The organism is Shewanella sp. MEBiC00475 (assembly GCF_005234075.1).
Taxonomy (GTDB): Bacteria; Pseudomonadota; Gammaproteobacteria; order Enterobacterales; family Shewanellaceae; genus Shewanella; species Shewanella polaris.
The window spans coordinates 2,024,704-2,038,868 of sequence record NZ_CP039928.1 but is presented as its reverse complement, the minus strand read 5'-3'; the positions used below and the strand labels follow the sequence as shown (position 1 = coordinate 2,038,868).

10 protein-coding genes are annotated in these 14,165 nt (G+C 41.1%); 7 read left to right on the top strand and 3 right to left on the bottom strand.

What is annotated here, in order from left to right; all coding sequences use genetic code 11:
* Positions 1 to 146: 146 nt before the first annotated feature.
* Positions 147 to 1,466 carry an amino-acid N-acetyltransferase gene (argA, locus tag FCN25_RS08975; protein WP_137223929.1) on the top strand — a complete coding sequence of 440 codons (1,320 nt, stop codon included), beginning with the start codon at positions 147 to 149 and terminating at the stop codon, positions 1,464 to 1,466.
* Positions 1,467 to 1,576: 110 nt separating this feature from the next.
* Here argA and rarD read toward each other — a convergent pair whose 3' ends face one another.
* Positions 1,577 to 2,485, bottom strand: a complete 909-nt coding sequence (rarD, locus tag FCN25_RS08970; RefSeq protein ID WP_137223927.1) for an EamA family transporter RarD — start codon at positions 2,483 to 2,485, stop codon at positions 1,577 to 1,579.
* 126 nt (positions 2,486 to 2,611) lie between these two features.
* A complete protein-coding gene (locus FCN25_RS08965; RefSeq protein WP_137223925.1) occupies positions 2,612 to 3,076 on the bottom strand; it encodes a thioesterase family protein in 465 nt (154 codons plus the stop codon).
* A 201-nt stretch (positions 3,077 to 3,277) separates the two neighbouring features.
* On the opposite strand from FCN25_RS08965, the gene recQ reads away from it, so the two are divergent.
* Positions 3,278 to 5,125 (top strand): DNA helicase RecQ, encoded by a 1,848-nt coding sequence (gene recQ / locus FCN25_RS08960; protein WP_137223923.1) that lies wholly within the window; start codon positions 3,278 to 3,280, stop codon positions 5,123 to 5,125.
* A gap of 13 nt (positions 5,126 to 5,138) precedes the next feature.
* Here the strand turns inward: recQ and FCN25_RS08955 are convergent, their stop codons facing one another.
* A complete protein-coding gene (locus FCN25_RS08955; protein ID WP_137223921.1) occupies positions 5,139 to 6,974 on the bottom strand; it encodes a hypothetical protein in 1,836 nt (611 codons plus the stop codon).
* Positions 6,975 to 7,490: 516 nt separating this feature from the next.
* Here FCN25_RS08955 and leuA point away from each other — a divergent pair.
* From leuA to FCN25_RS08930, 5 genes are all read left to right on the top strand, one after another.
* Positions 7,491 to 9,059, top strand: a complete 1,569-nt coding sequence (gene leuA / locus FCN25_RS08950; RefSeq protein ID WP_137223919.1) for a 2-isopropylmalate synthase — start codon at positions 7,491 to 7,493, stop codon at positions 9,057 to 9,059.
* Positions 9,056 to 10,150 carry a 3-isopropylmalate dehydrogenase gene (leuB, locus tag FCN25_RS08945; RefSeq protein ID WP_137223917.1) on the top strand — a complete coding sequence of 365 codons (1,095 nt, stop codon included), beginning with the start codon at positions 9,056 to 9,058 and terminating at the stop codon, positions 10,148 to 10,150. The genes leuA and leuB overlap by 4 nt, the downstream gene beginning before the upstream one ends.
* A complete protein-coding gene (gene leuC, locus FCN25_RS08940; RefSeq protein WP_137223915.1) occupies positions 10,150 to 11,562 on the top strand; it encodes a 3-isopropylmalate dehydratase large subunit in 1,413 nt (470 codons plus the stop codon). Before leuB ends, leuC begins: the two co-directional genes overlap by 1 nt.
* Before the next feature lie 21 nt (positions 11,563 to 11,583).
* Positions 11,584 to 12,189 (top strand): 3-isopropylmalate dehydratase small subunit, encoded by a 606-nt coding sequence (gene leuD / locus FCN25_RS08935; protein WP_137223913.1) that lies wholly within the window; start codon positions 11,584 to 11,586, stop codon positions 12,187 to 12,189.
* Positions 12,190 to 12,663: 474 nt separating this feature from the next.
* Positions 12,664 to 14,016 (top strand): outer membrane protein transport protein, encoded by a 1,353-nt coding sequence (locus FCN25_RS08930; protein ID WP_137223911.1) that lies wholly within the window; start codon positions 12,664 to 12,666, stop codon positions 14,014 to 14,016.
* Positions 14,017 to 14,165 lie beyond the last annotated feature (149 nt).

Below are 14,165 nucleotides of genomic sequence, written 5' to 3'. Positions count from 1 at the left end.
TCATAAGTGAAATAAAATGCTTTAAAAGTGAATTAAAATGCAATAATATCTTTGGGTACACCAAATGAATAAAACAACCGGTCATGTGACATGTTTTGTCATAGCCATTATTGAACATCAAATTTAATACCGAGGTAACGTTGCCTGTGAGAACCACTGAATTGGTTGATGGATTTCGTCATTCTGCTCCTTATGTTAATGCTCATAGAGGTAAAACTTTTGTCGTCATGTTAGGTGGCGAGGCATTAGCACATCCACAATTTCGCGGCATTTTAAATGATGTGGCGATGTTGCATTCACTTGGGATAGAGGTGGTATTGGTTTATGGTGCACGACCGCAAATAGATGCAGGGTTAAAGATTGCTGGAATTGAACCGGCTTATCACAATGGTATTCGTATTACCGATGAAGAAACCTTAAAGATTATTAAACAGGTTGCAGGAGCCACTCAATTTGATATTACCGCAAGGATGTCAATGAGCTTAGGTAATACGCCGATGCAAAATGCCCAAATCAATTTAGTGAGTGGTAATTTTGTAATTGCCCAACCGTTGGGGGTCGATGACGGTGTCGATTTTTGTTTAAGTGGTAAAGTTCGTCGTATTGATGCGCTAGGATTACGTCGTCAGTTAGACAATAACGGTATTGTGTTAATGGGACCTATTGCCGCTTCTGTTACGGGCGAAAGCTTTAATCTCACCGCTGAAGAAGTGGCAACCCAAGTCGCGATTAAGTTAAAAGCCGATAAAATTATTGGTTTTAGTGATACTAACGGAATTATTGGCAAAAAAGGCGAGGTGATTGCTGAGTTAATGCCAGATGAAGTTGAAGAAATGCTTCAAAGTATGGCTGACGATGACCATACTTCAGTGTCGACAATTGCTTTTTTAAAAGCAAGCGTCGAAGCTTGTCGCCGAGGTGTACCTCGTTGTCATTTGGTGAGTTATTTAGAAGACGGAGCACTGTTACAAGAGCTGTTTTCACGAGAAGGAATTGGTACCCAAATCGTCACGCAAAGCGCAGAACGTTTGCGTCGGGCTACGATTGGCGATATTGGCGGGATCCTAAACCTTATTCGCCCATTAGAAGAGCAGGGGATTTTAGTGCGTCGTTCTCGCGAGCAGCTTGAAATGGAAATTGAGCAATTTATGCTGGTTGAGCGCGATAACCTTGTTATTGGCTGCGCGGCCTTGTATCCGTTTGAAGAAGATAACGCTGGTGAGTTTGCTTGTTTGGTTGTGCATCCAGATTATCGTGATGCTGACCGTGGTAGTGTGTTGTTAAATAATATTATTGGCCAAGCACGTACACGTGGTTATTCGCGTTTATTTGCACTCACTACGCGCAGTATTCATTGGTTTTTAGAGCATGGTTTTAGCATTGTGGATGTCGATGAGTTACCTAATAAGAAAAAGCAGCTTTATAACTATCATCGTCGCTCGAAGATCCTTGCGTTAGATTTATAACCGTAACGATAGGGTCAACATAAAAAATGCCGGATTAATCCGGCATTTTTTATGGATGAATAAATATACTAATATCATTCTTCAATCTGATTAATAAAAAGTCAGCTTAATCATACTTGGGCTTTTGCTAATGTATTGCGTTTTTGGCGTTGCACTAGCATGTCGCCAATAAAAATAACCAGTGCACCCCAAATAAAGCCGAAGGTAATGCCTTTTTCAATATCAAACGGCTCGTTAAATAATTGAACCGCCAAGATAAACATGATGCTAGGGCCAATATATTGGAAAAACCCTAGGATAGAGAATGGAATTCTTACTGCGGATCCTGCAAAGCATAATAATGGGATGGTAGTGACAATACCTGCTGCAATCAGTAGTAAGTTTAGATTCAAGCTATTGGTTAGCATGCTTACTGAGGATGTCTCTAAGGTGACGAGCAAGTATCCTAAGGCTATCGGTAATAAGATCGCTGTTTCGACTAATAACCCTGTTTTAGCATCAATATTAACTTTTTTACGTAATAAACCATAAAAGCCAAAACTGGCGGCCAAGGCTAATGACAACAGCGGAATGGAGCCAAAAGAGATTAACTGAACCAGTACGCCGGCACTGGCTAAACCTACCGCTACCCATTGTAATTTACGCAAACGTTCGCCTAAAAACAGCATTCCAAGTAAAACGTTAAACAGTGGATTGATAAAGTAACCCAAGCTAGCATCAAGCATATGGTCGTTGTTGACTGCCCAAATAAAAATGAGCCAATTTGCTGCAATAAGAACTGATGTAACAAAGAGTACCGCGAGTTGTTTTGGGTGTTTGAGAACAAGGCGCAGACGACCAAATCCACCTATAAATTGCATCAGAATGATCATAAATAAAAATGACCATATGACACGATGCATTAATATTTCTGTCGCGGGGACATGATGCAAAAGTTTAAAATACAGTGGTGCGATACCCCAAATGGTGTAAGCACAAACTGCCAGTAAAACTCCTTTACGGTATTCTAAATCAGGCATAGTCAATCAATAATGGGCGTAACGAGAAGAAGATGGCGATTGTAGGTCGCCATTTTGGATGACACAAGTGATTAAGCGAATTCTTTTATTGTATGGCTGTTAGCTTTGCAAGACAGATCTTTATTGTTAACCCACCATATAAGTTCCTGTGCCAAATGCAATATGGACACCTTGTTCATTATGTAATTCCATTCGGCACACTGATACCCGGTTACCAGAACGGATAACACTACCTGTGCCAGTAAAAATCTCGCCACGACCTGGGCGTAAAAAATCTACCCGCATATCGATCGTGCCCAAGGTTGTAAGACGCTGTTGTAACTCTTCTATGGTCCAATCTTCTTTACTGGCAACTAGCCCTGCAAAAACCGTAAGTCCACCAACAACATCAAGTATTGTTGCGGTGACACCGCCATGAAGAATATTTTGATGGATATTACCGATGAGTTCTGGCTTCATTTTTATCACGACTTCAACCCCATTGATGTCGTAATGTTTTATATCTAAACCAAGCAGATTATGGAATGGAACATGTTGGTCAAAAATATCTGCAACTTGCTGTAAAATCTGAGTTTTAATGGTGGTGGTCATGAGCAATCCTTGTCGGTCATTATTATTATTATTTTATTAATTCTAAGGCAGCTTGCTGCCATAGAGTATTTAATCTAACCCTAAAGTGACCTCAACTCAAACTTCTATCTTGAATGAAAACATCGCAAAAGTGTTTTGGTTCAAGACTTCTGTGACTGAGTGCTTTAAAATGAGTGCCCCTTGAATGATAATGTAGTGTGAATGGATACTCCGATTTCGGCCAATATTGCGACCTCAGATGAGTTGACGACAGAGCAAGATGTGCTTGCCACTAGCTTGCAGCAAGTTTTTGGTTATCGTGCCTTTCGTGAAGGGCAGCGAGAAGTTATAGAGCAAAGTTTACAAGGCCAAGACACCTTAGTTATTATGCCTACGGGTGGCGGCAAAAGTATATGTTATCAATTGCCTGCTATTGTGTTGCCTGGTGTGGCAGTGGTGGTGTCGCCATTAATTTCGTTGATGAAGGACCAAGTCGACAGTTTGATACAAAGTGGGGTATCGGCGGCTTATCTCAATTCATCTTTACCGCGCGAGGAAAGTGCGGAGGTACTTCGTAAGCTTCACGCTGGTGAGATTAAGTTGTTATATGTGTCACCGGAGCGTTTGTTGCGCCCTGACTTTATTGAACGCCTTCAATCAGTTGATGTTTCTATGTTTGCCGTTGATGAAGCGCATTGCATTAGTCAATGGGGTCATGATTTTAGACCTGAATATGCGGCATTAGGGCAGTTAAAACAGTATTTCCCCTATTTACCTTTAATGGCATTGACTGCGACAGCCGATCACGCGACGCGTTTAAGTATTTGTGAACGTTTAGGTGTGACGCCTTATACTTTGTTATCAAGTTTCGATCGCCCTAATATTCGTTATACCGTGGCTGAAAAGCTTAATGCGGCTAATCAATTACGTCAGTTTTTAACTATCCAAAATGGCACCAGTGGAATTGTGTATTGCAGTAGCCGACGTCGAGTGGATGAGGTTGCTGAGCGTTTACGCTTACAGGGATTTAATGCCCAAGCTTATCATGCCGGTTTAAGCCAGGATGAACGTGGCAATGTTCAAGATAAGTTTTTAAAAGACCAAGTTGATATTGTGGTGGCAACTGTGGCATTCGGCATGGGGATTAATAAATCAAATGTGCGTTTTGTGGTGCACTACGATATTCCCAAAAGTATTGAAGCTTATTACCAAGAAACAGGCCGTGCTGGTCGTGATGGCTTGGATGCTGAGGCGTATTTGTTGTTTGACCCTGCCGATATTGGTCGCGTTAGACATTTGATTGAACAATCTGAACCAGGGCCACAGCAGCAAGTCGAATTTCATAAATTGAATACCATGGCAGCATTTGCAGAAGCGCAAACTTGTCGCCGCCAAGTGTTGCTAAATTATTTTGATGAAGTGGCATCAAAGCCTTGTGGTAACTGTGATATCTGTCTTGATCCACCTAAGCGATATGATGGAACTGAAGACGCACAAAAAGTGCTGTCTTGTATTTATCGTTTACAGCAACGTTTTGGTATCCATCATGTTATTGAAGTCTTGCGCGGGTCTAAAGCGGCTAATGTGGTCGATAGAGGTCATGATAAATTATCGACATGGGGCATTGGTAAAGATAAGTCCACCGAGTTTTGGCTCAGTGTGATCCGCCAATTAATTCATTTAGGTTTAATGAGTCAGGACATCACTCGGGGATCTGCGATTAAGCTTAATCCTGCCGCAAGGCCGATATTGAAAGCTGAGTTATCGCTTATGTTAGCCGTACCGCGGATTCAACTGCTTGATGTTAAACGTAAACCAAATTCCCGTGCGCCGCAGCAATACGATCGTAAACTCTTTGCGCGTTTAAAATTATTGCGTCGTGAACTTGCTGAGAAAAACGACATTCCACCTTACTTAGTGTTTAACGATGCAACCTTAGCAGAAATGTCGGCTATGCTACCCACTAGTCCGGGTGAGATGCTTGCGGTCAATGGGGTTGGACAGATTAAACTGGACCGATTTGGCGGCGAGTTTTTAGATGAAATATCTGATTATCTGACACAAGGCTAACCATCAACATTTATTATAATTTCTGATTATGTTCTTGGGACTTTATTTTGTTTAATTGATTTAATACCGCTTTTTTCAATAATGCATCAAAACTATCAAGTTGGTGCAAACTGGCTACACCAATATTTACTTTACCTTCAGTTTGCCATTCTTCGAGCACATGCTCTATTTGGCTTACCACTCTTGCGGCTCCAATTGGCGATGTATGTGGTAACAGGATAATCAGTTCATTTGGACTGTGGTGGAATAACTGGTCTTGTTCTCTAAGGGTATTTTTTAGCCTAGGAGTAATAAACGGCATATCCGTAGTAAGAATATGGCTCATATCGATAAGCAACATGCTTAGTTGATAATGTCCATGCTTAGCATTATCTAACATGTTATTGATATTTAATTGTTGATTTTCAATATTATTCTTAACGTTGTTGGTGTTGCGAGGGTTTCTGGTTATAAATATCACTAATCCAATTGACATTATTAGGATGATGAGTGCCGTTAATATCAAGCTTTGGTTAATGTTACTAGACTTTTCAGGCGGATCGATAGGCTCACTTTGTGCCGTTATTTTAGCTTTGTATTGCATAAAATGAGCATTGTTTAATTTTTCAGCCGCTTGTTTTGCAGCATCAAAACGCTGCACTTGAAATTGATAAGCGGATTCAAATTGATTTTTTTCGGCATAGTATTGGCTGATTATCTGGTTAAATTCTTCTAAATCCGAAAACTGTTTAAGCTCTGTGGCTTGTTCAATAATATCATTCAGTAACGATAATGCTTGATTGTCTTTATGTTGTGCAAAATATACTTTAGCTAATGTACGCTTGATGCGCATGACGTAGATAGGTTCTTGGTACTTACTGAAAAGTACAATACTTGAGCTTGCTAGTTGTTCGGCGACATCGTAATCGCCAACATATAAATGAATACTAGCTAGTAAGGCATTACCGGTTGCGAAATCTCTTTCTGATGTGTTTTTGTTATTTTCAGTTTCTGCCTTGTTGAGGTAATATAACACTTGTGCTCTATCTTTCAGTGCCATATTAATTCGCGCTAAGTTAATCGCAAATGCAAAGTTAAGTTTACCAAAGGTCGATGATTCTTTATAAGCTAGTTCTGCAAAGTATAATGCCTCTTCAATATCTCCCATTGAGAAAAATACATTGGCTATTTCTGATTGTAGGTATGATTTCGGTAATAAATACCAATTCTGAAATTGTGTTTGTGCCTCATCAAAAATAGCTAACGCATAACGTAAGTCTTCAATGGCAGAATTAAAATTTTCAAGGCTAGTATTTTGCCTACTTCGATCGTAAAGGTTATTCACGATTGCCTGCTTCTCTGAATAAAGATTAGCCAATCTCAATGATTCCTCTGTAAGAATTTGTTCTTGAAGCACATTGCCCAAGTTTTGTTGTGCTTCTGCTTGGCATTGAATAAAGTAAGGACGAGCGGTGTCATACTTATATTGTCGAGCATTAATCTCACCTTGTTTTGCCAAAATAATAGCTTGATTAAATTCACCAAATTCCAATAAATTAAAACAATGTAATAGGCTTAATCGTAGCGCATCAATATTGGTTAATGGTTGCCGAGCATGTTGTTGAACAAGTGAATCAATAAGTACTTTGGCTTCTGCAGATCGTTGAGTATTGATATTGTTGATCACATCGAGTTGTTCGCGAGTGCTGAGCTGTTGAGTTTGGACAATAATATCGTCTGGTAGTAATAAACGTTGAGATGGTTGAGCAAAAACAGAAGAGGTCACAAAATATAGCGTTAGCCCCATGAGCAAAGCGACAATGAGACTAAAGTTATAATTAATGTTCTTTTTCGCTAACGTCATCGTCATTTGTCTACTCAATATGGGGAATGTCAGTATACGGTTATTTCTGTCGTGAGACATAATAATATAATTGATGCAGTGACTTAGGTCTGAGTTTATTTGTATATATCGAAATGACGTAGTGTTAACTGGCAGCCATTAAATTTAGTCTGTTAAATGTTATTATCACTGTAATGAAGCACTAGTACATCATCATCTTTTTCATCTTGACCAAATTAGGGTTGACACAGAAGGCTGCTCGCGTTATTTATTAAGCACAGACATATTTTATGCATCGCATATTTAGTTATTTAAAGTGAATATTAACGTTATGAACACAAAATTGATTCTACTCGGACTCCTTCTCCTCTCACGCATATCCTGCGCGGAGTCCTTTGTGTCACATGCAAAATAATTCATTAAGCATACACAAACCCCGCGCTGATAGCCGCGGGGTTTTTTGTTTCTAGCCCTTTTGAAATGTACCAGTTGTGATATTTGCAGTTAGGTAAATAGATACATGATGGTCGATGGAGAAATTCGATGTCCGACAGAGTGATAATTTTTGATACTACCCTACGTGATGGCGAGCAAGCACTAGCCGCAAGTTTAACGGTTAAAGAAAAGCTGCAAATTGCCTTGGCTCTAGAACGTTTAGGTGTTGATGTCATGGAAGTCGGGTTTCCGGTGTCTTCTCCTGGTGATTTTCAATCGGTGCAAACCATTGCAAAAACGATTAAAAATAGCCGAGTGTGTGCGTTATCTCGAGCACTTGAAAAAGACATTGATGCCGCAGCTCAAGCATTATCGGTAGCCGATCAATTTCGTATTCATACCTTTATATCAACCTCGACTATTCATGTTGAAAGTAAATTAAAACGCTCTTTTGATGATGTATTAGAGATGGCCGTTAATGCGGTTAAGTATGCTAGACGATTTACTGATGATGTAGAGTTTTCATGCGAAGATGCGGGCCGCACGCCAATTGATAATTTGTGCCGTATGGTTGAGGAAGCCATTAAAGCAGGTGCTCGAACCATTAATATTCCAGATACCGTCGGTTATACAGTACCAAGTGAGTTTGGTGGCATTATTCAAACACTATTTAATCGGGTTCCGAATATAGACCAAGCCGTAATCTCGGTTCATTGTCATGATGATTTGGGCTTGTCAGTAGCTAATTCTATTGCAGCGGTCGAGATGGGCGCACGTCAAGTGGAATGTACCATTAACGGTATTGGCGAACGTGCTGGTAACTGTTCATTAGAAGAAATTGCCATGATTTTGGCAACCCGCAAAGATTTACTTGATATAGATTGTGGCATTAACGCTAGAGAAATTCACCGTACGTCATCATTGGTAAGCCAATTATGTAATATGCCTATTCAAGCTAACAAGGCAATAGTTGGCGCAAATGCATTCTCTCATTCGTCGGGCATTCACCAAGATGGCATGCTAAAAGCCAAAAATACTTATGAGATCATGACGCCTGAAAGTATTGGCTTAAATCGTAATAACTTGAATATGACCTCGCGTTCGGGACGTCATGTGATTAAACATCGCATGGAAGAAATGGGTTACCAGCCAAGCGATTATGATATGGATAGCCTATACGAGCAGTTTTTAACCTTGGCAGATAAGAAAGGCCAAGTATTCGATTACGATTTAGAAGCCTTAGTGTTTATGGAGTCTAAAACACAAGATGATGATAAATATCAACTTAAACACATGATGGTACATTCTGATTCCACTGAAGGTGTGGCAACTGCGACGGTGCGTATTGCGGTTGATGGCCAAGATATTACAGAAGCCGCAACAGGTAATGGACCTGTTGATGCTGCTTATAATGCCATTGCGCGAGCGACTGGTCGTCAAATCAATATTACTAATTATAAATTAGGTGCCAAAGGTGAAGGTCAAAATGCCTTAGGACAAGTTGATATAACAGCTAAATATCATGAGCAAAGATTCCACGGTGTCGGCTTAGCCACCGATGTGGTTGAGGCGTCAGCCCAAGCACTCGTGAATGTGATGAACTTAGTGTACCGCGCAGATAAGGTCGCTGATTTTAAACAACAGATCCATAAGAATAGGGAGTTAGGTGGAGTATGAGTTATCAAATAGCAGTTTTGTCGGGTGATGGTATCGGTCCTGAAGTGATGGCAGAAGCACGTAAAGTGCTGGGTGCGATTGAATCTCGTTTTGGATTAGATATTAACTATACCGAATACGATGTTGGCGGCATTGCCATTGATAACCATGGTTGCCCTTTACCTGACGCTACCTTAAAAGGTTGTGAAGCGGCAGATGCCATTTTATTCGGTAGTGTGGGTGGCCCTAAGTGGGAGCATTTACCCCCTAATGATCAGCCTGAACGTGGTGCATTATTGCCATTACGCGGCCATTTTGAGTTATTTTGTAATTTACGCCCAGCCAAATTACATGACGGCTTAGAGCATATGTCACCACTTCGCAGTGATATTTCCGCTCGTGGTTTTGATGTGTTGTGTGTTCGTGAATTAACAGGCGGTATTTACTTTGGTAAGCCTAAAGGACGCCAAGGTGAAGGTGATGATGAAGAAGCCTTCGATACCATGCGTTATAGCCGTCGCGAAATTAGCCGTATTGCCCGTATTGCTTTTGAAGCCGCGCGTGGACGTAAAAATAAGGTGACTTCGGTAGACAAGGCAAACGTATTAGCGTGTTCTGTATTATGGCGCCAAGTGGTTGAAGAAGTTGCTAAAGACTTTCCTGATGTCACTTTAGAGCACATCTATATTGATAACGCGACTATGCAGTTATTGCGTCGTCCTGATGAATTTGACGTGATGTTATGTTCTAACTTGTTTGGCGATATTTTATCAGACGAAATTGCCATGTTAACGGGCTCTATGGGGTTATTGTCTTCGGCAAGCATGAACAGTACAGGCTTTGGCTTATTTGAACCCGCTGGTGGCAGCGCGCCTGATATCGCCGGCCAAGGTATTGCTAACCCGGTAGCGCAGATTTTATCAGCAGCATTAATGCTACGTCATAGTTTACAGCAAGAAGACGCTGCCAATGCCATTGAACGTGCGGTGACTAAAGCCCTATCCAGTGGTTATTTAACGGGTGAGTTACTTGCTGCAGATAAACGCAGTGAGGCTAAATCGACAGCACAAATGGGTGATTTTATCGCTCAAGCAGTAAAGGAAGGTGTGTAATGGTCCAAGTGACAGGTAAAACTTTATATGAAAAAGTGTGGAATGCCCATATTGTCGCCTCTCCGGAGGGAGAAGCGCCAGTAGTTTATGTGGATCGCCATTTAGTTCACGAAGTGACTTCGCCGCAGGCATTTAGCGGGTTAAAGGTGGCAGGCCGCAAACTACGTGCACCACAAAAAACCTTTGCTACTATGGATCATAATACCTCTACTCGCAGTGCCAGTTTAGATGCGTTAAGCCCTATGGCGCGTACTCAAGTTGAAACTCTAGCGCAAAATTGTAAAGAGTTTGGGGTGCGTTTGTACGATATTCACCATCCTAATCAAGGTATTGTCCATGTAATGGGACCTGAATTAGGCATTACCTTACCGGGCGCTGTTATTGTGTGTGGTGACTCCCATACCGCAACTCATGGTGCATTTGGTGCATTAGCATTTGGTATTGGTACATCCGAAGTTGAACACGTGTTGGCTACACAAACCTTACGCCAGTTAAAAGCCAAGAATATGAAAGTTGAAGTGCGTGGCAAAGTAACCGATGGCGTTACGGCTAAAGATATCGTATTAGCGATTATTGGCAAGCTCGGCATGGATGGTGGTACAGGTTTCGTGGTTGAGTTTTGTGGTGAAGCCATTGAAGCATTAACCATGGAAGGTCGGATGACCTTATGTAACATGGCCATCGAAATGGGCGCTAAAGCTGGCATGATTGCGCCTGACCAAACCACATTTAATTATTTAAAAGGTCGTGAGTTTGCACCCAAAGATGATGTGTGGGAGCAAGCTGTTGCAGCATGGTCTGAGCTTAACACTGACGCGGATGCTGTTTTTGATGCCGAAGTGGTATTTGATGCTAACGATATCGCACCGCAGTTAACCTGGGGAACTAACCCTGGTCAAGTGGTTGCTATTGATGGCGTGGTGCCGAACCCTGATGTTGAAACTAACAGCACTAACCGCACCAGCATGATTAAAGCATTAGAGTATATCGGCCTTACACCGGGCACTAAGATGACAGACATTAGCATCAATAAAGTGTTTATTGGTTCTTGTACTAACTCACGTATTGAAGATTTACGTTCAGCTGCTGCGCACGCTAAAAACCGTAAAGTAGCCAATGGTGTTGTCGCTATTGTGGTGCCGGGTTCTGGCCAAGTGAAGTTACAAGCAGAAGCTGAAGGTTTAGACAAAATCTTTATTGAAGCTGGCTTTGAATGGCGTTTACCAGGATGCTCCATGTGTTTAGCCATGAATGATGATCGTTTAGAAGCAGGCGATCGTTGTGCTTCAACCAGTAACCGTAATTTTGAAGGTCGTCAAGGCCGTGGCAGTCGTACCCATTTGGTCAGCCCTGCTATGGCTGCGGCAGCTGCTGTTGCGGGTCATTTCGTTGATATTCGTCAACCTTACTAATTAGCTAAACAAGGATATTTTATGCAAGCTTTTACAGCACATACCGGTTTAGCGGTAGCCATTGATAGTGCCAATGTCGACACTGATCAGATTATTCCAAAACAGTTTTTGTCTAAAGTGACCCGTGATGGTTTTGGGGTGCATTTGTTCCATGATTGGCGATATTTAGATGATGCAGGCGATAAGCCTAATTCTGATTTCAGCTTAAATCAGCCTCGTTATAAAGGCGCTTCTATTTTATTGGCACAAGAAAATTTTGGCTGTGGGTCGTCGCGTGAACATGCGCCATGGGCATTGGCTGATTTTGGCTTTCGAGTGGTTATTGCGCCGACGTTTGCCGATATTTTTTACGGTAACTCGATTAATAATGGTTTGTTACCCGTTAAGCTAACTTCAGTTCAAGTACAGCAATTAATCGATGAAGTCGCCGCTAAAGAAGGGGCGCAGATTACGGTAGATTTACAAGCGTTAACTGTTACATCACCTTCTGGTAGTGTGTTTGATTTCACTATTGTCGAGTCAGCAAGGCACAAGTTATTGAATGGTCTTGATGCTATCGGATTAACTTTGTCATTTGGACAACAGATCAGTGATTATGAAACGCATATACCAGCTTGGTATGCATAATGTGATGTGATATCGCATTGTAAACACAGTGTTATTTCTTTGTTTGAAACCTCTTTATGTTGTCATAAAGAGGTTTTTTTCGTTTTTTAATTGTAATTATTTTTATGTGACCAATTTGTGTATGGATAGCCATCAGTCAAATGCCAAACGATTGCACTTAATCCAATAAGCACACCTTTGTATTGAAATTTATTTTTTTAATTGATTGTAATTAAATTAAAAATTGTAATATTGCCTAAAAATTTAGTTGATTAAGTTTACAGTCATATCTGTTTTTACTGTCAGTTTACTTAATGAAAGTTAAAAATTTGATCGCGATCACAATTTAAAATTGAATGACTCACAGGTTATTCAGCCCTACCACGGTATTGCAAAGCATCTTTTGATCGGTAAACTGACAGCTTCATTTAAATCGAGCTTTTACTCTATGCAGGTCGATTTATGCAGTTTGAAACTAAAACACAGAGAATCATAATGAAAAAAACAGTGTTAACGTTGGCGATTAGCGCCATTGTTTTTGGGGCAACAACTCAAGTGAACGCAGCTGGCTTTCAGCTTTCAGAATATTCAGCCACAGGCCTAGGTCGTGCATTTGCTGGTGAAGCCGCGATGGCTGACAATGCTTCTGCTCAGGCTCGAAACCCAGCCATGTTGTCATATTTAGAAGGCCGCCAATTGTCTGGTGGTGGTATCTATGTGATGCCAAATGTCGATGTTGTTGGTGATGTTGCCCTTTCTTCATCCTTGTTAGGTTCAGAGCCATTAGTTATAAATGCTGATGCCTATGATGTAGCAGACAATGCACTTGTGCCTAATTTTTACTATTCTAATCAATTGAATGACCAATGGACTTGGGGTCTAGCGGTGAATTCTAATTATGGTTTAGCGACCGATGTTCCAGTATCGGATGCCGCCGCTATTTTTGGCAGCAAGACGTCGGTTACCACTGTAGAGTTCAATCCTAGTGTTGCTTACCGTATTGATGAGACATTTACCGTAGGTGCTGGTTTACGCATTGTATATGGTGAAGGTGAACTGGATGCGACTACGCCGAGTTGGATGGATTCAATTAAATCTAATGCTAATGTACCTGAAAGCATCAGTGAACTTTTACCCGATGGTGGTACGAGTTTGAAGTCAATGGAAGGTAATGATATTGGCTATGGCTGGAAAGCGGGTGCCAGTTGGCAGGTTAATTCGGCGAACCGTATTGGTTTGGCTTACCATAGTGGTGTCGACCTTAAATTAGACGGTCATGTTTCAGGGCTACTTTATACTGGTGATCAAGATAGCGAGATTGATGCATACTTGCCTATTGAGTTACCAGCATTTGCTGAGCTTGCTTCTTATCATCAGTTAACTGAAAATTGGGCTATGCATGCCAGTATCAATTGGACAGAATGGAGCGTTTTTGACAAACTAGAGGCGCATTTCACTGGTGACGTAAAGCCTGTTGGTGACTTAGAGTCTGATGTAGTAAAAGAAGAAAACTTTAAAGATAACTGGCGTTATGCAATTGGTACAACGTACTTGGTAAATAACCAATGGACAATTCGTGCTGGCATGGCGCTTGATAAAACGGCTGTTGACGATCAAGATCGCACCACGACTATCCCCGACACTGACCGTTTATGGTTTAGTGTGGGTACTGGTTACCAAGTATCCCAAAATTTGAATGTTGATGTAGGTGTTACTTATATTCGCACTCATGGTGATGCCCCGATTAACGAGACACAAGATCTATTGGGTATCGCATCAGTTGGGTTTACTGGTGAAGCGACGGGTGATGTTTGGCTCGCTGGTGTACAGTTAAGCTATAAAATGTAGTTCAATATTATTGATAACTAGGCCTCGCAATTGCGGGGCCTTTTAATATGAAATTGATGCTCAAAGAGGAACATTGTTTACAGTAATTTTAGATGTCTATGTAGGAAATGATACTATTATGATTAAATAAAATAATCATATAAAAATGA